Raw genomic sequence first — 19,741 nt, forward strand, 5'->3', positions numbered from 1 at the left:
TAAGAAAACGCCAGTAAGCAACTTTTAAGAATATATCGTTTAGTTTTCGCACAATAAAAACTTCTGCTGTTATTTATACGCAAACGGTTTCGTCAGGGCGGAGGATTCTCTATAATACCGCCCGTTTTCCCCCCTTCGCCCTGAAGACGAGAGATCTTTAATGATGGAAATTCTGCGTGGTTCGCCTGCTCTTTCGGCATTTCGTATCAACAAACTCCTGGCCCGTTTTAACGATGCTAACCTTCCGGTAAGCGATATTTATGCCGAGTATGTTCATTTTGCCGACCTCGATGCGCCGCTGAACTCGGATGAGCTCGCGCGTCTGCAACGGCTGTTGAAGTATGGCCCAACCCTCGCAGAACACGCGCCGACCGGCACCCTGCTGCTGGTTACGCCACGCCCGGGCACTATCTCCCCGTGGTCTTCTAAAGCGACCGACATCGCCCATAACTGTGACTTGCCTCAGGTAAAACGCCTCGAGCGCGGCGTGGCCTGGTATGTTACCGGCAGCACGCTGACCGCCGCACAGTGGCAGGATGTTGCCGCTCTGCTGCACGACCGCATGATGGAGAGCGTATTCGGTTCTCTGGACGACGCGCAACAGCTGTTCGCCCAACATCAGCCGGCTCCGGTTCAGAGCGTTGACCTGCTGGGGCAGGGGCGTGAAGCGCTGGTGGAGGCTAACCTACGCCTTGGCCTGGCGCTGGCGGAAGACGAAATCGACTATTTACAGGCTGCGTTCAACAAGCTTGGCCGCAACCCGAACGACATCGAGCTTTATATGTTTGCTCAGGCAAACTCCGAGCACTGTCGTCATAAAATTTTTAACGCCGATTGGGTTATCGACGGTGAAAAACAGCCGAAGTCGCTGTTTAAGATGATCAAAAATACCTTCGAGAAAACGCCGGATTACGTGCTGTCTGCCTACAAAGACAACGCCGCGGTAATGGAAGGTTCCGCCGTTGGCCGCTTCTTTGCCGACCGCGAAGCAGGGCGCTACGACTTCCATCAGGAAGAAGCGCATATCCTGATGAAGGTAGAAACCCACAATCACCCGACCGCCATTTCTCCATGGCCGGGGGCCGCAACCGGCTCCGGTGGCGAAATCCGTGATGAAGGCGCAACAGGGCGCGGCGCTAAGCCAAAAGCAGGTCTGGTGGGCTTCTCCGTATCCAACCTTCGTATTCCCGGCTTTGAACAGCCGTGGGAGCAGGATTTTGGCAAACCTGACCGTATCGTCACCGCGCTGGATATTATGACCGAAGGCCCGCTTGGCGGAGCCGCGTTTAACAACGAATTCGGTCGCCCGGCGCTAACCGGCTACTTCCGTACCTACGAAGAGCAGGTCAATAGCCATAACGGCGTGGAGCTGCGTGGCTACCACAAACCTATTATGTTGGCTGGCGGCATCGGCAATATCCGCGCCGACCACGTTCAGAAAGGTGAAATCACTCCGGGCGCCAAACTTATTGTCCTCGGCGGCCCGGCAATGAATATCGGCCTCGGCGGCGGGGCGGCTTCTTCTATGGCATCCGGCCAGTCCGACGCGGATCTGGACTTTGCCTCAGTACAGCGCGACAACCCGGAAATGGAACGTCGTTGCCAGGAAGTTATCGACCGCTGCTGGCAGCTGGGCGAAGACAACCCGATTCTCTTCATCCACGATGTGGGCGCGGGCGGTTTGTCCAACGCCATGCCGGAACTGGTGAGCGACGGCGGTCGCGGGGGCCGCTTTGAGCTGCGTGATATCCTTAACGACGAGCCGGGTATGAGCCCGCTGGAAGTCTGGTGTAACGAATCCCAGGAACGTTATGTGCTGGCCGTTGCGCCTGAACAGCTGCCATTGTTCGATGAACTGTGCCGCCGCGAACGTGCGCCTTATGCGGTTATCGGCGAAGCCACAACCGAACAGCATCTGACCCTCAACGACAGCCATTTCGACAACCAGCCAATCGACATGCCGCTGGACGTGCTGCTGGGTAAAACGCCGAAAATGGAGCGTAACGTTGAGACGCTAAAAGCGAAGGGTGATGCCTTCGACAGCAGCGCTATTTCCATTGCCGACGCGGTAAACCGCGTACTGCACTTGCCAACCGTGGCGGAAAAAACCTTCCTGGTTACCATTGGCGACCGCACCGTTACCGGCATGGTTTCCCGTGACCAGATGGTTGGCCCGTGGCAGATTCCTGTCGCGAACTGCGCGGTGACTACCGCCAGCCTCGACAGCTACTACGGTGAGGCAATGTCTCTCGGCGAACGTGCTCCTGTGGCTCTGCTGGACTTTGCCGCCTCCGCCCGCCTGGCGGTTGGCGAAGCGCTGACCAACATCGCAGCGACCCAAATCGGTTCCCTGAAACGCATTAAACTGTCCGCCAACTGGATGGCCGCCGCAGGCCACCCTGGCGAAGATGCTGGCCTGTATGAAGCCGTTAAAGCCGTAGGCGAAGAGCTTTGCCCGGCGCTGGGTATCACTATTCCGGTGGGTAAAGACTCTATGTCGATGAAAACCCGCTGGCAGGAAGGTAACGAGCAGCGCGAGATGACCTCTCCGCTGTCGCTAGTTATTACCGCCTTTGCCCGCGTGGAAGACGTGCGTGCTACCGTGACTCCTCAGTTGAGCACCGAAGACAACGCCCTGCTGCTGATCGACTTAGGCGCTGGCCACAATGCTCTGGGCGCTACCGCGCTGGCCCAGGTTTACCGCCAACTGGGTGATAAACCTGCTGATGTCCGCAGCGTTGAGCAACTGAAAGGCTTCTGGAATGCGATGCAGGCGCTGGTAGCCGAACGCAAACTGCTGGCCTGGCACGACCGCTCTGACGGTGGCCTGCTGGTTACGCTGGCTGAAATGGCCTTTACCGGCCACTGCGGCGTGGATGTTGATATCGCGAGCCTGGGTGCGGACCGTCTGGCTGCGTTGTTCAATGAAGAACTGGGCGGGGTTATCCAGGTTCGCGCCGAAGATCGCGCGGCGGTGGAAGCGCTGCTGGCGGAGAACGGCCTGGCAAACTGCGTGCATTACCTCGGCAAAGCCGTTGCGGGTGACCGCTTCAACATTAGTGCCGACGGCCATGCGGTGTTTAGCGAAAGCCGCAGCACGCTGCGTATGTGGTGGGCGGAAACAACCTGGCAGATGCAGCGCCTGCGTGATAACCCGGACTGCGCGGATGAAGAACATAAAGCCAAGGCGAATGAAAACGATCCTGGCCTGAACGTGAAGCTGAGCTTCGATATTAAAGAAGACATCGCCGCACCGTACATCGCCACCGGCGCACGGCCTAAAGTCGCGATTCTGCGCGAGCAGGGCGTTAACTCCCACGTTGAGATGGCTGCCGCTTTCCATCGCGCGGGCTTCGACGCCATCGACGTTCATATGAGCGACCTACTGGCTGGCCGTACCGGCCTTGAGGACTTCCATACGCTGGTAGCGTGCGGCGGCTTCTCTTACGGAGACGTGCTGGGCGCGGGTGAAGGCTGGGCGAAGTCCATTCTGTTTAACCAGCGCGTTCGCGACGAGTTTGAAACCTTCTTCCACCGCCCTGAAACCCTGGCGCTGGGCGTGTGCAACGGCTGCCAGATGATGTCCAACCTGCGTGAGCTGATCCCGGGTAGCAGCCTCTGGCCTCGCTTTGTACGCAACCTCTCAGACCGTTTCGAGGCGCGTTTCAGCCTGGTAGAGGTCACCTCCAGCCCGTCGCTGCTGTTGCAGGGCATGGCCGGTTCCCATATGCCGATTGCCGTTTCTCACGGAGAGGGGCATGTGGAGGTTCGTGATGCCGCGCATCTGGCCGCGCTGGAGAGCAAAGGCCTGGTAGCGCTGCGCTTTGTGGACAACTTCGGCAACGCGACCGAAACCTACCCGGCAAACCCGAACGGGTCGCCAAACGGGATAACCGCGGTGAGCAGCGAAAACGGGCGCGTCACCATTATGATGCCGCACCCTGAGCGCGTATTCCGCACCGTGAGCAACTCCTGGCATCCGGCTGAGTGGGGCGAAGATAGCCCGTGGATGCGTATTTTCCGCAACGCACGTAAGCAACTGGGCTGATTACCCTCACCCCGACCCTCTCCCTGAAAGGGAGAGGGGGGAAAAGAAGGGGAACAAGCTAAAGCTCCAATCCAGTTCCCTCGCCCCTTGTACATACCGGAGACATGGTGAACACTTGTTCGGGGACATGGTAGACACTTACAACTACGGCATAAGAACCCTCTTCCGGAGTCGCTTATGCCCTGGGATGCGAGAGATACCATGTCATTACGTCACGAGTTTGTTCACTTTGCCTCGCAGGACGGGGCTAACATCCGGGCGCTCTGTCGCCACTTCGGCATCGCGCCCGCCACCGGATATAAGTGGCTTTGCCGCTTTCTCGAGGCCGGACTTCCCGGCCTCGCTGACCGCTCACGGGCTCCCCATCATTCTCCCAACGCCACCGCCGCTCAGGTGGCTGACCTGTTACAGCAGGCACACCTGGCCCATCCCCGCTGGGGAGCCCGCAAGATTAAGGCCTGGCTGGAAGCGCAGGGGCACCACCTTCCTGCCGTCAGTACCGTGCACAACCTGATGCACCGTCACGGCCTGCTACCCGGTGTACCGCCGGGTATCCCCTCTGCCGGTCGCTTCGAACACGGCAGGCCGAACGCCCTCTGGCAGATGGATTTTAAGGGACACTTTCCCTTCGCCGGTGGGCGCAGCCATCCCCTCACGCTGCTGGACGACCACTCCCGGTTTTCACTCTGCCTGACGCACTGCGACAACGAGCGGCGTGAGACCGTGCAGTCACATCTGACAAAGGTGTTTGAGCGCTATGGCCTGCCGGAGAGGATGACCATGGATAACGGGGCGCCCTGGGGAGACACCACCGGGACCTGGACCGCGCTGGAGCTGTGGCTGATGCGTCAGGGTATCCGGGTGGGGCACTCGCGGCCTTATCATCCCCAGACGCAGGGCAAGCTCGAGCGTTTTCACCGCAGTCTGAAGGCGGAGGTTCTGCAGGGGAAATGGTTCACGGACAGCGACCAGCTCCAGCGGGTATTTGACCACTGGCGGGAGGTCTATAACTTTGAACGCCCGCATGAGGGACTGAATATGGCGGTCCCGGGTTCGCGCTATCAGCCTTCGGCCAGACAGTACAGAAGCGATGCTCCCGGGCCGGAGTACGATGACGGCGTGGCGGTAAGAAAAGTGGATATCAGTGGAAGCCTGAGCATCAGAGGTATCAGCCTGAAAGCGGGCAAAGCGTTCAGGGGAGAGCGAGTGGGGCTGAAGGAAAGCGGTGAGGACGGTTGTTATGAGGTGTGGTGGTACAGCACGAAAGTGGGAATGATCGACCTGAAGAACCGGTCGATCATCATGGGTAAAAGATGTTAAAAGGTGTTCACTATGTCCCCGAACATCTGTCTACTATGTCCCCGGAACGTACACCCCTTTGGGGAGAGGGTTAGGGTGAGGGGCTTTTTTTGTCACTAAATCCCGACACCTGCGCTTTTATTGTGTCTCCAATTAGAGACATTTAACTTGTTGATTTTAAATGCTATAAAAAATCAATCATTAAGGTGTTGTGGATTGGCGACATTGAGGTGAAAAAAACACCAGAATATATTTTCGATTTAAATCTTTAATTGCATTTAAAAACAATGCATTAATGTACATCCATCAATGTTGGCATAATTCCTGCTATATAACGACCAGTGGCTCATTCAATTTCTTATGTCAGCGTCTTTTCAGACAGACTACATAAACCGCCGAATGACGCACAAAAAGGTGCCTGCCGTCCGACTTTTGATAAATGCCTTCTGGCTTATCATGCTCCGGGCGAAACGTTGAGTAAGGCGCCGCCTAATTTCACAGCAAAGGCAGGGTTTTTTACCCTGCCTTTGTCGTTTCTGATAAACGAGCCTTCCAACCATTCGCAATCGCGGCTAGCATCGTGTCATACAGGTAATGTGAGATGAAGCTATTGAACCAGTGGCATTTTTTCCCGCGCTCTCTGCGCCAGCTCGTCATGATGGCCTTTTTACTGGTGCTCGTGCCGCTGCTGGTCCTCGCCTGGCAGGCGTGGCAGAGTCTGAACGCCCTTAGCGCCCAGGCCGCGCTCACCAACCGCACCACGCTGATTGATGCCCGCCGCAGCGAAGCAATGACCAATATCGCGTTGGAAATGGAACGCAGCTACAGACAATACTGCGTGCTTGACGATGCTCGCCTGGCGCAGCTTTACCAGGAGCAGCGGCAGCGCTATGCCCAGATGCTGGAAGCCCACTCCTCGGTATTACCTGACCCAAAACTTTATCAGTCACTCAGCCAGTCATTGAGCGACCTCGCTACGCTGAAGTGCAAAAACAGCGGACCGGAGGCTCAGGCGGCAGGCCAGCTTGAACAGTTCGCCGCCGCTAACGCAGAAATGGTGCAGGCTACCCGTACCGTCGTGTTCTCACGCGGGCAGCAGCTACAGCAGGAAATTGCCGAACGCGGGCAGTTCTTCGGCTGGCAGGCGCTGGTGCTTTTCCTACTCAGCCTCGGGCTGGTGATTATCTTTACCCGTATGATTATCGGCCCGGTTAAGGGTATTGAGCGGATGATCAACCGCCTCGGTGAGGGACGAACGCTCGGCAATAGCGAAGTGTTCAAGGGGCCAAAAGAGCTGCGCTCGGTCGGGCAGCGTATTGTCTGGCTTAGCGAGCGCCTTGCGTGGCTTGAGTCCCAGCGGCACGAATTTTTGCGCCACCTTTCTCACGAGTTAAAAACCCCGCTTGCCAGTATGCGGGAGGGAACCGAGCTGCTGGCAGACCAGGTCGCCGGGCCGCTTAATGCCGACCAAAAAGAAGTGGTCGAAATCCTCGATAACAGCAGCCGTCATCTGCAAAAATTGATTGAGCAACTGTTGGATTACAACCGCAAGCTGGCGGACGGGGCGGTTACGCTCGACAGGGTTGATGTGGGGCCGATAGCGGAAATGGTTATTGCCGCTCACAGTCTTCCGGCGCGAGCTAAAATGATGCATACCGAGTTAAATCTCAGCCCTAAAGCCTGCCTTGCCGAACCAACGTTGCTGATGAGCGTGCTGGACAATCTCTACTCCAATGCGGTGCACTATGGGAGTGAATCCGGTAACATTTATCTAAGAAGCTCGCAGTCAGGAGCGATGCTTTATATCGAAGTGGCGAATACCGGCCAGCCGATCCCCGAGACGGAGCGCGAAATGATCTTTGAGCCGTTCTACCAGGGCAGCCATCAGCGTAAGGGGTCGGTAAAAGGCAGCGGGTTGGGGTTGAGCATCGCCAGAGATTGCATCCGGCGCATGAACGGCCAGCTTAGCCTGATTAGCGATAACAGCGCGGAAGTCTGCTTCCGCATCGAATTACCGGTTTTCCCTGAGAATGATTAAAACGATGAAAACACTTTTATTGCGTGAGCCGCGCCGCGGGGCTTTGCCTCGCCTTATTTATTGGGTTTCCGGCATGCTGGCAGGTGCGGCATTATTAACCGGATGTGCCCCGGCGAAGGTGTCGAACAGCCACGACGAGGTTCACAATGCGCATATCCCGGAACAACAAATCCCCGACTACCTGTCCACGGATTGCAGTGAAATCTGGGAACTGACGGGGCATGATGTCATTACCAACCCGCTTTATTGGCTGCGTGGCATGGATTGTGCCCAGCGTCTGCCCCCGGCTGAAGCGCGAGCCGAAGCCCGGCGTTGGCCTGCGGAAACCTGGCAGGATACCTTTAAGCGCGGCATCCTGCTTTCAACCGCGAAAATTACCCCCACCGAACGCCGTCGTTATATGACGCAGCTCGACACCATGACTCACGAAGTGCCGCTCCAGGTTCGTTCCTTGTATGAAATCTGGCGCGACGGCCAGTCCTCATTGCTGAAGCTTTCCGATGAGCGCACCCGCTACAGCAAGCTACAACAGTCCACCGACGGCGAACTGGATACGTTGCGCGAGCAGCAGCAGCGCCTGCGAGGCCAGCTGGACCTGACCACCCGCAAGCTGGAAAATCTGACCGACATAGAACGTCAGCTTTCCAGCCGCAAGCCGGGTAGCAGCCTCGCGCCGGACACTCACAGCAGCGATGACAATGACGACGGCAGCAGCGCAACAGACAAACCGCAGCAGGAGGCAAAACCATGACGCAGAGGAAACCCGCGCGCTTATTGCTGGTGGACGACGACCCCGGCCTGTTAAAGCTTCTGGGCATGCGCCTTTCCAGCGAGGGCTACACCGTTACAACCGCTGAAAGCGGAGCCGAAGGCCTGAAAGTGCTGGGGCGTGAAAAAATAGACCTGGTGATAAGCGACCTGAGGATGGACGAAATGGACGGCATGGCGCTGTTCGCGGAGATCCAAAAGGGGCAGCCCGGCATGCCGGTTATCATTCTCACCGCTCACGGTTCGATTCCTGACGCAGTAGCCGCCACGCAGCAGGGCGTGTTCAGCTTCCTCACCAAACCGGTGGATAAAGACGCGCTTTACCAGGCGATAGACAATGCTCTGGAGCACACGGTCATCGCCGGGGATGACATGTGGCGCGACACCATCGTCACCCGCAGCCCGATTATGCAGCGGCTGCTGGAGCAGGCGCGCATGGTGGCGCAGTCCGACGTTAGCGTGCTGATTAACGGCCAGAGCGGCACCGGGAAAGAGATCCTCGCCCAGGCAATACACAATGCCAGCCCGCGCAGCAAAAAAGCCTTTATCGCTATTAACTGCGGAGCGCTGCCGGAGCAATTACTGGAGTCCGAGCTTTTCGGCCATGCCCGTGGCGCCTTTACCGGCGCGGTCAGCAGCCGTGAAGGGCTGTTCCAGGCTGCTGAAGGCGGTACGCTGTTCCTCGACGAAATTGGTGATATGCCGATCCCGCTACAGGTCAAACTGCTGCGCGTTCTACAGGAGCGCAAGGTTCGCCCGCTGGGCAGCAACCGCGACCTGGATATCGACGTGCGAATTATTTCTGCAACCCATCGTGATTTGCCGAAGGCGATGGAACGTGGCGAATTCCGTGAAGATTTGTTCTACCGCCTGAACGTGGTGAACCTGAAAATACCGGCGCTGCACGAGCGTGGGGAAGACATCCCGCTGCTGGCTAACCATCTATTGCGCCAGTCGGCGGACAGACATAAGCCGTTTGTTCGCAGCTTTTCCACCGATGCGATGAAGCGCCTGATGGCGGCAAGCTGGCCCGGTAACGTGCGCCAGCTGGTCAACGTGATTGAGCAGTGCGTGGCGCTGACCTCGGCTCCCGTCATCAGCGAAGCGCTGGTGGAACAGGCGCTGGAAGGCGAAAACACCGCGCTCCCGACCTTTGTCGAGGCGCGTAACCAGTTCGAGCTAAACTATCTGCGTAAGCTGCTGCAAATCACCAGGGGCAACGTGACCCATGCGGCGAGAATGGCAGGCCGTAACCGGACCGAATTTTATAAATTACTGGCCAGGCATGAACTAGAGGCCAATGACTTTAAAGAGTAGGCTGTGATAGTGTGAGCAACCGATTACTAACACGATAAGACCGGCGCGGGGAAACCAGTAATACCATGAAAAAAATTGATGCGATTATTAAACCGTTCAAACTGGACGATGTACGTGAAGCGCTGGCTGAAGTTGGCATTACCGGCATGACGGTAACCGAAGTTAAAGGCTTTGGCCGTCAGAAAGGGCACACCGAGCTGTACCGCGGTGCCGAGTATATGGTGGACTTCCTGCCGAAAGTAAAAATTGAAATCGTGGTCACCGACGATATCGTCGATACCTGCGTGGACACCATTATCCGTACCGCGCAGACCGGCAAAATTGGCGACGGTAAGATTTTTGTGTTCGACGTGGCGCGCGTGGTGCGTATTCGTACCGGCGAAGAAGACGACGCGGCGATTTGATGTGAATTTTTACCCTTACTCCTGGACAGATCCTGTCCTTTGCCCCCTCGCCCCTTTGGGGAGAGGGGGCTGTAAGGGTAGGGTTACATCACTTTATGCGGGCCAAAACATTCATAGTGAATGCGGTCTTTATCCACGCCAATTTTCACCAGCTGTTCAGCGGCAAAACGCATAAAGTTGATCGGGCCGCAGAGGTAAAACTGCATTGCCGGGTCGCTTAGTTTTCCTTCCTCGGCCAGCAAATCCATTAAGCCTTCGCGGGTAAAACGGGCCTGTTCGCGGTCTTTATCCGACGGCTCGCGATACCAAACGTGGCTTTCAAAACGCGGCAGTTTTGCACCCAGCGCCGCTACCTCGTCGCTAAAAGCATGTATGTCGCCATGTTCGGCGGCATGCAGCCAGTTAACCTGCGCCTGATGGCCGCTACCCGCCAGCGTGTCGAGCATTGCCAGCATCGGCGTTTGGCCCACACCCGCGGAAATCAGCGTCACCGGCGTGCCGCTCTCCACGCTCATAAAGAAATCACCGGCCGGGGCGGCCAGATGAACTTTATCGCCGGGCTGAGCATGATTGTGCAGCCAGTTAGAAACCATGCCTTTGTCTTCGCGCTTAACGGCGATGCGATAACTTTTACCGTTCGGCTGGCGGGTTAATGAATACTGGCGAATTTCCTGATGCGGGAAACCTTCCGGCTTCAGCCAGATGCCCAGATACTGGCCCGGTTTATAATCCGCCACCGGGCCGCCGTCTGCCGGAGCCAGCTCAAAGCTGGTGATAAGCGAGCTTTGCGGCTCCTTAGCCACGATGGTAAACGGACGAGTGCCTTCCCAACCGCCTTTTTTAGCAGCGTTATCCTGATAAATCTCTGACTCGCGGGTAATAAACACCCCGGCCAGCACGCCGTAAGCTTTGCCCCAAGCGTCCAGCACTTCCTGGCCCGGGCTGAACAGCTCGTCCAGCGTTGCCAGCAGGTGGCCGCCAACAATGTCGTATTGCTCAGGTTTAATCTGGAATGTGGTGTGCTTCTGGGCGATTTTTTCTACCGCAGGCAGCAGGGTGGCAAGATTCTCAATATTTGCAGCGTAGGCGCAAATAGCGTTGAACAGCGCTTCACGCTGGTCGCCGTTGCGCTGGTTGCTCATGTTAAAAATCTCTTTCAGCTCCGGGTTATGGCTGAACATCCGGTCGTAAAAATGTGCGGTAAGTTTCGGCCCGGTTGCGGCCAGCAATGGGATAGTAGATTTAACAACGGCGATGGTTTGTGCATCTAGCATGGCGTTCTCCATAAACAGCGGGATTTATAAATTGCATTTAAAATGCATGTTATAGAAATAGACCTATGTTGTAAATGGGTTATCGTTGTTAACGACTGGCGTCACAGAACATGAAAAATGCGCATCTTGCTGATGAAGAAATATCCGGCTAAATGGCGCTTATTTTATTGCCTGAAACCCTTATTTCATGCCTGGGTAATCGTTTGCGTAAAAACCTCAACCAAGCCCTATCACCGGGAAGGGTTTCGGTTTACACTGTTGCCCGTCGCCCAAAAGGGCACCCTCATTGCCGTAAAAATTTTTACCGTTAGCTGAGTCAGGAGATGCGAATGTTAAAGCGTGAAATGAACATTGCCGATTACGATCCAGAATTGTGGCAGGCCATGGAGCAAGAAAAAGTACGTCAGGAAGAGCACATTGAACTGATCGCCTCCGAAAACTACACCAGCCCGCGCGTTATGCAGGCGCAGGGTTCTCAGCTGACCAACAAGTACGCTGAAGGCTATCCGGGTAAACGTTACTACGGCGGCTGCGAATACGTTGATATCGTTGAGCAACTGGCCATTGACCGTGCGAAAGAGCTGTTTGGCGCCGATTACGCCAACGTACAGCCGCACTCTGGCTCCCAGGCTAACTTCGCGGTGTACACCGCGCTGCTGCAACCGGGCGATACCGTTCTGGGTATGAACCTGGCGCAGGGCGGCCACCTGACTCACGGCTCCCCGGTTAACTTCTCCGGCAAGCTGTACAACATCATCCCTTACGGTATTGATGAGTCCGGTAAAATTGACTATGAAGACATGGCGAAGCAGGCTAAAGAGCACAAACCGAAGATGATCATCGGCGGCTTCTCGGCTTATTCCGGCATTGTTGACTGGGCAAAAATGCGTGAAATCGCAGACAGCATTGGTGCTTACCTGTTCGTTGATATGGCGCACGTTGCGGGTCTGATTGCCGCAGACGTTTACCCGAACCCGGTTCCACACGCTCACGTTGTGACCACGACCACCCACAAAACCCTGGCGGGCCCACGCGGTGGCCTGATCCTGGCGAAGGGCGGCGACGAAGATCTCTACAAAAAACTGAACTCTGCCGTATTCCCAAGCGCGCAGGGCGGCCCGCTGATGCACGTTATCGCGGCGAAAGCCGTAGCGCTGAAAGAAGCGATGGAGCCAGAGTTCAAAGTTTACCAGCAGCAGGTTGCTAAGAACGCTAAAGCTATGGTTGAAGTGTTCCTCGACCGTGGCTACAAAGTGGTCTCCGGCGGCACTGAAAACCACCTGTTCCTGCTGGATCTGGTTGATAAAAACCTGACCGGTAAAGAAGCTGACGCTGCCCTGGGCCGCGCCAACATCACCGTGAACAAAAACAGCGTGCCGAACGATCCTAAGAGCCCGTTTGTGACCTCCGGTATCCGTATCGGCAGCCCGTCCGTCACCCGCCGCGGCTTCAAAGAAGCGGAAGTGAAAGAGCTGGCTGGCTGGATGTGTGACATCCTGGACAGCATCAACGACGAAGCCGTGATTGAACGCACCAAACAGAAAGTGCTGGATATCTGCGCTCGTTTCCCGGTTTACGCGTAATCGCTAAACTGGATTGAGAAAAGGCTTCCTTCGGGAAGCCTTTTTTATTTACTGCTGCTTTCGCAGCGTCAGCCCGACGTCTCCGCCGGGATGCACCGCCAGCAACCTCTCCTTGGAATAGCCGCTCTCGCTCATCAGGCAGGCGCAGGCCGCATCAAAAATGGCCAGCACCAGAATAATCGAGGTCGTCGCCAGCATGTTAAGCGGGTCCATTTCGTTCTTTACCCCGGTGGAGATAACCAGCCTGGACGCTTTGGCTATAGCTGAACCCGGGTTTTCGGTCACGCTAACAAGCGGCACATTTCTGGAAGCCAGCCCCGGCAATAGGCGGGTCAGCTCGTCTGAATTCCCGCCGCGGGAAAGCATTATCATCAGGTCATCTTCACGTAAAAACCCGAGATCGCCGTGGGCCGCGTCGGTGGCGTTGAGGTAAATAGCCGGGCGCTCAACGCAGGCCAGCATATGGGCAATTTTTCGCGCCGCAATGCCGGACGTGCCGACGCCGGTGACCACTATCTTGCCTTTGCAGTTTCTGATTTCCGCCAGCAAAGCCTGCCATAGCGACTCACTCAGATGCTGCTCCAGCGCCGCCAGCTCCCGGCTGCAAACGCTCCAGGCCTGGGTTGCCTGCTGCCAGGACTCGCTCATGCTTCCTCCTGCATCAGCTGGCGGTATTTCATATGGTCGAGATACATCTCGTGGAACACCTTATATTTGCGGTCGTAATATTGCTTGATGCGGTTGGTCTGCGGCGTAACCGTTTTGCCGATGCGGCTCATCACCGACATGGCTTCAGGGAACGAGTCGAACACGCCCGCAGCCACGGTGCCCATCATGGCGCTGCCCAGCAGCATGGCCTCGCTCTCTTCCGGCAGTAACATGGCGCAGCCGGTCGCATTGGCGTGTTCCTGGACGAAAATTGGGTTTTTAGTGCCGCCGCCGCTCGCCATAATGGTGTCGATGGTGTAACCGCTTTGGTTCATGGTCTCAATAATATGGCGCGTGCCGAGCGCGATGGCCTGAATGGTTGCCAGATACTGAAGCGCCATGTCCTCCGGCGTGCGGGAAAGCTTAAGCCCGCTGATAACGCCGGTCAGCGTTGGGTTGGCGCGCGGCGAACGGTTGCCGTGGAAGTAGGGCAGAATATGCATATCGCGGGTCAGAAAGGCGATGTTCTCCGGCTCTCCGGCCATTTTCCGCAGCAGGGCGTTCAGTTGCTCATAAATGGTATGCCCCTGGGCTTTGGCCTGCGCCTGCATTGCGTCATAGCAAGGGTGTGACTGAATAATATGGTCGATAAGCGCCCCGGTTGCCGACTGGCCGCCTTCGTTAAGCCAGTAGCCCGGCAGCACTGCCGAATAGTAAGGGCCCCAGACGCCGTTGATAAAACGCGCCTCTTTTGAGATAGCCATATGGCCGGTTGACGTTCCGCCAATCAGCGCGACGCGGCGATCAAAATCAGCCACTTCACCCGTTACGCCGCAGGCGCCCAGCGTGCCGAGCGTGCCCGCGTGGGCATCAATAATCGAGACGCTGACGGCGGTTCCGGCAATCAGGCCCATTTCGCTGGCGGCGCGTTGGGTCAGACCGTGGCCCAGCGGCTCACCCATGGTTTTGACGTAGCGGCCAATTTTTTCCGCATCGTGCTCCAGCAGGTCTTCCAGCCCGATCTGGCGGAAATAGCTGCTGTCCCATTTATCTTCGTGGCCCATATAGGTCCATTTGCAGACCGTCGAGCAGAGCGAACGGGTGTCGTCCCCGGTGGCTCGCCAGGTCAGAAAGTCCGGCAGGTCAAAATAGTAACCGGCATTCGACCAGCTGTTCGGCATATGCTGCTTCAGCCACAGTAGCTTCGGCGTCTGCATTTCCGGCGAGATAATGCCGCCAACGTAGTCCAGCACCCGGTGGTGTAGGGCATTAATGCGATCGGCCTGGGCGATCGCGCGGTGATCCATCCAGACGATGATGTTCTGCTCGCTGCGCCCGGACGGGCTAACGGTCAGCGGTTTACCTTCTTTATCCAGCACCACCAGCGAACAGGTGGCGTCGAAGCCAAGGCCTTTAACCTGAATCGGGTTGATGTCCGCCTGGTTCACCGCGTCGCGGACTGCGTTACACACAGCCTGCCAGATGTTGTCTGAGGATTGCTCAACAAAATCAGCCTGCGGGCGGAAAATTTCGATGCTCCGGCTTGCCTCGCCCACCATTCTGCCGTTCAGGTCAAACACGCCCGCCCGGGCGCTTCCCGTTCCAACGTCCACCCCAATGAAGTAACTCGCCATAATGATTCTCCTGAATTCAGGCTTTACGATTCTGTAATGCGATAAAGAGGATCAGCACCGCGCCCCAGAGCGCCATGGTCAGATAGCTGCTGATCCCCAGCAAGTTAAAGCCGCTTTCCAGCATTTGCAGCACAATCAGCGCCAGCACCAGGCCGATGATGCGGCCAAAGCCGCCGTCCGGATTGATGCCGCCCAGCACCGAAGCAAGGATGGTCACCAGCAGGTAAGATTCGCCGTACCCGGCCTTAGCCGAGTTGAATTTTGCCATCATCAAAATGGCGGCCACCCAGCCGAGCAGCGCGGAAATGATGTACACAGAAATCTGCACCCGCACGGTGTTCACGCCGCTAAAGCGCGTAGCCTGTTCGTTTGAGCCGACAAGATAGAGGCTGCGGCCGAGCGTGGTGTGCTCAAGCAGCACCCAAAGCAGAACCGCAACCAGCAGGAACAACAACAGGGCGACGGGAATACCAAGAATTGAGGCGTTGCCAAGATACTGAATCGCCGCCGGGAAGCCGGAAATCACCGTCCCGTTAGAGAGCAAAATATTGAGGCCGGAAATCAGCGTCATGGTCCCCAGCGTGGCGAGGATAGGCGAGACGCCAACCCACGCAATCAGCGCCCCGTTCAGCGTGCCGATAGCCACGGCGACCGCTATACCGGCCAGCATTGCCAGAGCAAAAAACAGAGGATTATCAGGATGGCTGACGATAACCGCCGCCATTGCCAGCGAGCAGGCGTTAGCCCCGGCGATAATCGACAGGTTAATGCCGCCGGTGAGCATCGTCATTCCCATGCCCAGCGCCAGCATCCCGAGGATCGGCAATTGTGAGCCGATGGACTGGAAGTTAGCGAGGCTAAAGAAGCGCCCGCCAAGCAGCAGGGAGAAGGCCAGGGCCACCACAATAATGATTGCGCACTGCAGCCGGATGATGGCGTCACCGGGTAAAAATCTGGCGAAGGTCTTCATCTTAAAGCTCCCTTGCGAGTTTGCGTTTTTCATTCCAGGCCGTTGCGCTGATGCTGACCAGGATAATTACGCCGCTGAATACGGCATGCCAGTATGAAGAGACGCTAAGCAGCGTCAGGCCGTTTTGCAGGAAGGCCAGCAGGATAACGCCCAACAGGGTGCCGGTTAGCGTGCCGCGCCCGCCCGTCATGCTGGTTCCGCCCAGCACGACCGCCGCCAGTACGGTCAGCTCAAAACCGAGCAGCGAATTAGGCGCAACGGACTGGGTAATCTGCGCCTGAACCACCGCGGCAACCCCGGCGAGAATGCCCATATATCCGTAGACATAAAAATGCAGTTTCAGCAGGTTCATCCCCAGGCGAGAAGCCGCCTCGCGGTTACCGCCCATGGCATAAATCTGGCGGCCAAGGCGCGTGTAGTTCATCAATATGGCGGTAAAGATAATCACCGCTGCGAGGCACAAGAGCGGCAGAGTAAGCCCGTACTGATAGCCGTCTTTGGCGGTGAAGGAGAACCAGTTGATGCCGTTCATAAACCAGTCCGGGAAGCCGTACAGCCACGTCCCTTTCGTGAGATAAACCAGCAGGCCGTAATAGAGGTTCAGCGTGGCGATGGTAATAATAATCGCCGGCACACGGAGCCAGTAAACCAGGAAGCCGTTGATAAGCCCGAGCAGCAGCCCGACGGCAATCGAGAGGACCAGCGCCAGCGCAAAGTTACCGCCGTGGGCGATAACCCAACTCGCCATCACGTACTGCGCGATTGCGGTCATCGCCGGGAAGGAAATATCAATCCCCCCGGAGATAAGCACCACAAACAGGCCGCAGGCCAGAATGCCGAGAATGGCGTAGCTGGTGGCAACGTCCGTCAGGTTACCCAGCGATAAAAATTCGTCGGTACTGATGCTAAGACCCACGGCCAGGGCGACGACCAGAAGCCCCAGCCAGAATTCATGTTGCCCGGCCAGGCGGGAGAGACGAGGGCTATTCATTGACTACCTCAGCAATTTCCTGTTCGCTACAGCGGTGAGGATTAAACTCCGCTACCAGCTCGCCCCGGCGCATCACCAGCACGCGGTGGCTGTTGTAGTAAGCTTCCGGGATCTCATCGCAAATCATTAATACCGCCAACCCCTGTTCTGCGAGGTCACGGGCAATCTGGTAAATGCCCTCTTTGTTGGCGATATCGACCCCAACCGTTGGCGAGTCGAGAATTAATATCTGCGGGCGAGTGGCTACCCATTTAGCAATGGCGATCCTTTGGGCGTTACCGCCTGAAAGGGTTTTTACCGGTAAATCGGGATCGGACACTTTGATGTTGAGTTCGCGGATCAGCGTGGCGACCAACCCGCGCGCTTTGGCATGATCCAGCAGGCCGCTGCGGGTATGGAGCTGGTCGAAAACGGTGACGATAGTGTTGTCGTAGATCGACTGCTCCATGATAAGCCCCTGGGTCAGGCGATCTTCCGAGACATAGCCAATACCCTGTTTGATAGCATCATGGTTACTGCGCAGCTTCACCGGTTTGCCATCGATCAGCATCTCTCCGCTTTGCGGCTGGGTCATACCGAACAGGCTCATGCATAGCTCGGTACGGCCGGAACCAAGCAGGCCGACTATCGAGACAATTTCGCCGCCGCGCAGCGCCAGGTTTACGTTGTGGTATTTCCCCTTGCGGCTTAAACCGCGCAGCTCCAGCATTGGCTGCCTGTCGAGCGGTGGTTTTTCCGGCAGCGGGCTGTAGTGGAAGCGCTGGCCGGTCATCAGGTAAGCCAGCTCGTTGCTGTCCAGCTCGCTGGCCTGCCAGGTGCCGACCAGCTTGCCGTCGCGCATCACGCTGATTCGGTCGGCGACTTCCATTACTTCGTCCAGGCGGTGGCTGACAAACACCACGCAGATGCCGTCTGCTTTGAGTTCATTAACCACGCGCAGCAGGCCATTCACCTCCTGACGTGTCAGCGAGGCGGTGGGTTCATCCATAATCACCAGCCTGGCGTCGGCGGCAATGGCGCGGCAAATGGCAACCAGCTGGCGGTCGGCTATCGAGAGCTTTTCGACCTTTTTGTCGGGATCGAGCGCCACGCCGATACGCTGCATGGCCGCCATGGCCTGCTCTCTCATCGCGCTACGGTTTACCCACAGGCTGCCGCCCGGCTGGTAGCGGTGAATGGTAATGTTCTCGGCCACGCTGAAGTTCGGGAATAGCGAAAGATCCTGGTAAATAACCTGGATGCCGTAATGCGCCGACAGCGTCGGCGTCAGGTGATGAAACAGCTTGCCGTCGAGGGCAATTTGCGCTCCTTTTTCCGGGTGGTAAACGCCTGAAATCACTTTAATCATCGTGCTCTTACCGCAGCCGTTTTGCCCGGCCAGACAGTGGACTTCGCCTTTTTTGAGCGTCAGATTGACGTTATCCAGCGCCCGCACGCCCGGGAATTGCTTGCTGATATTCTCAAGAGTGATAAATGCGGAAGTGTCGGTCATGGGTCATACCCCTGCCGGCGCCCGGAATGGGCACCAGAAAATAATCTTTACGAGAAAGCCGGCCGAATGACCGGCGTTCCTATTCCGTGGTGTTGGCTTAAGTGCCTTAGAAACCGAGAGACTGAGCGTTATCTTTGGTGACTTCGAGGATCTTATTAAAACGGATCACTTTCTTATCCATGTCGACATCTGCCTTGCCCAAACCGTCAATGGTCAGATCTTTAGTCACGGCTTTACCCTGTAACAGCTGGTCTGCCACCGTTACCAGAGCGTAACCGGCATCTTTAGGATCCCAGAGCAGCGCTTTCTTGATGTCACCGCGCATCAGGTAAGGCGCTGCCTGGCCCGGCATTGCGATACCGACAACCGCCAGCTTATCCTTCGCACGTTTTTTCTGTACCGCCTGCCCTGCGCCGATCGGGCCGAGCGAACCAAAGCCGATCACGCCTTTCATCTGCGGATAGGTTTTCATCAGATCAAGCGTCGTGGAGTAGGATTTATCAATGCTTTCCGCCACCGGCAGGCGCGAGGTCACCTCGAACATGTCCGGGTATTTCTCTTTCTGGTACTTGATGGCGGAGTCTGCCCAGGCGTTGTGCAGCGGCACGGTCAGCGAGCCGACGTAAATGGCATAGCCGCCTTTCCCGCCCATATCTTTTGCCAGCTCGTCCATATTGGCCTGAGCATATTTTTCGCTGTCGATGGTTTCGATATCCCACTGGCCAATTTGCTGGTCAGGCGATTCGTGAGTTAGCACCACTATGCCCTGGTCGCGCGCTTTCTTCAGCACGGGCTCCAGCACTTTAGCGTCGTTAGGGACTACGATAATGGCGTTCACTTTTTTGGCGATCAGATCCTCAATCACCTTAACCTGCTGGGCAGGATCCGGCGTTGCAGCGCCGGTCTGGTAGGCGTTAACGTTCAGTTTTTTAGCGGCTTCATTGACGCCGGTTTCCATGCGGTTGAACCACGGAATGCCGGTGACTTTCGCCACCACCGCGATTTCATATTTTTCCGCCGCGGCGGCTGTTCCGGACAACATGCATGCAGAAATCAGGGTTGCACTGAGTAAGGCGAGTTTGAATTTCATAGGTGTACCTTTTTTATTAGGGACTGAGGCATGTCACGCACAGCAGACTAGCAACGAAGGGAAGAGGGAATGAATCGCAGTTTTTTTAATTGTGATTTACGCCCATTATTGTTTGTTTTTAGATCTAATTTAGTTAATTTTGTGTTAAATATATGATGTTTTTTAACTTTATCAGGAATGGTAGT

The 19,741-nt window shown here is 56.5% G+C and carries 14 protein-coding genes; 7 read left to right on the forward strand and 7 right to left on the reverse strand.

The genetic code is table 11. The features are described 5' to 3' along the window. Window positions 1-160 precede the first annotated feature (160 nt). The 6 genes from purL (at window position 161) to glnB (ending at window position 9,874) form a co-directional block, all read left to right on the forward strand. Complete coding sequence (gene purL, locus ACG1VR_RS05135) at window positions 161-4,048, forward strand: phosphoribosylformylglycinamidine synthase (RefSeq protein WP_016537786.1); 3,888 nt, start codon at window positions 161-163, stop codon at window positions 4,046-4,048. A 177-nt stretch (window positions 4,049-4,225) separates the two neighbouring features. Next, a complete protein-coding gene (locus ACG1VR_RS05140; protein WP_395488908.1) occupies window positions 4,226-5,368 on the forward strand; it encodes an IS481 family transposase in 1,143 nt (380 codons plus the stop codon). Window positions 5,369-5,948: 580 nt separating this feature from the next. Beyond that, window positions 5,949-7,385, forward strand: coding sequence for a sensor histidine kinase (locus ACG1VR_RS05145; protein ID WP_395490377.1), 1,437 nt, complete (start codon window positions 5,949-5,951; stop codon window positions 7,383-7,385). Further along, complete coding sequence (gene qseG, locus ACG1VR_RS05150; protein ID WP_227319178.1) at window positions 7,378-8,136, forward strand: two-component system QseEF-associated lipoprotein QseG; 759 nt, start codon at window positions 7,378-7,380, stop codon at window positions 8,134-8,136. Before ACG1VR_RS05145 ends, qseG begins: the two co-directional genes overlap by 8 nt. Next, window positions 8,133-9,470 carry a two-component system response regulator GlrR gene (gene glrR / locus ACG1VR_RS05155; protein WP_016537783.1) on the forward strand — a complete coding sequence of 446 codons (1,338 nt, stop codon included), beginning with the start codon at window positions 8,133-8,135 and terminating at the stop codon, window positions 9,468-9,470. Before qseG ends, glrR begins: the two co-directional genes overlap by 4 nt. 65 nt (window positions 9,471-9,535) lie before the next feature. Then, window positions 9,536-9,874, forward strand: coding sequence for a nitrogen regulatory protein P-II (gene glnB / locus ACG1VR_RS05160; RefSeq protein WP_002438074.1), 339 nt, complete (start codon window positions 9,536-9,538; stop codon window positions 9,872-9,874). 83 nt (window positions 9,875-9,957) lie between these two features. On the opposite strand, the gene hmpA is transcribed toward glnB, so the two are convergent. Next, window positions 9,958-11,148: an NO-inducible flavohemoprotein gene (gene hmpA, locus ACG1VR_RS05165; RefSeq protein WP_395490378.1), complete on the reverse strand. Its 1,191-nt coding sequence runs from the start codon at window positions 11,146-11,148 to the stop codon at window positions 9,958-9,960. Between the two features lie 329 nt (window positions 11,149-11,477). On the opposite strand from hmpA, the gene glyA reads away from it, so the two are divergent. Further along, window positions 11,478-12,731, forward strand: coding sequence for a serine hydroxymethyltransferase (glyA, locus tag ACG1VR_RS05170; RefSeq protein ID WP_016537780.1), 1,254 nt, complete (start codon window positions 11,478-11,480; stop codon window positions 12,729-12,731). Between the two features lie 48 nt (window positions 12,732-12,779). On the opposite strand, the gene ACG1VR_RS05175 is transcribed toward glyA, so the two are convergent. The 6 genes from ACG1VR_RS05175 to ACG1VR_RS05200 form a co-directional block, all read right to left on the reverse strand. Next, window positions 12,780-13,379: an SIS domain-containing protein gene (locus ACG1VR_RS05175; protein WP_016537779.1), complete on the reverse strand. Its 600-nt coding sequence runs from the start codon at window positions 13,377-13,379 to the stop codon at window positions 12,780-12,782. Then, a complete protein-coding gene (locus ACG1VR_RS05180) occupies window positions 13,376-15,013 on the reverse strand; it encodes an FGGY-family carbohydrate kinase (RefSeq protein ID WP_016537778.1) in 1,638 nt (545 codons plus the stop codon). Before ACG1VR_RS05180 ends, ACG1VR_RS05175 begins: the two co-directional genes overlap by 4 nt. Window positions 15,014-15,029: 16 nt before the next feature. Continuing rightward, the gene (locus ACG1VR_RS05185; protein ID WP_216374945.1) at window positions 15,030-15,983 is read right to left on the reverse strand and encodes an ABC transporter permease; all 954 of its coding nucleotides are present in this window, start codon (window positions 15,981-15,983) and stop codon (window positions 15,030-15,032) included. Between the two features lies 1 nt (window position 15,984). Continuing rightward, a complete protein-coding gene (locus ACG1VR_RS05190) occupies window positions 15,985-16,974 on the reverse strand; it encodes an ABC transporter permease (protein WP_395490379.1) in 990 nt (329 codons plus the stop codon). Further along, a complete protein-coding gene (locus ACG1VR_RS05195) occupies window positions 16,967-18,466 on the reverse strand; it encodes a sugar ABC transporter ATP-binding protein (RefSeq protein WP_395490380.1) in 1,500 nt (499 codons plus the stop codon). Before ACG1VR_RS05195 ends, ACG1VR_RS05190 begins: the two co-directional genes overlap by 8 nt. A gap of 106 nt (window positions 18,467-18,572) precedes the next feature. Further along, window positions 18,573-19,556 (reverse strand): autoinducer 2 ABC transporter substrate-binding protein, encoded by a 984-nt coding sequence (locus ACG1VR_RS05200; protein ID WP_016537774.1) that lies wholly within the window; start codon window positions 19,554-19,556, stop codon window positions 18,573-18,575. Window positions 19,557-19,741 lie beyond the last annotated feature (185 nt).

Origin of the sequence: Cedecea davisae, from assembly GCF_044095835.1 — a bacterium.
GTDB lineage: Bacteria > Pseudomonadota > Gammaproteobacteria > Enterobacterales > Enterobacteriaceae > Cedecea > Cedecea davisae.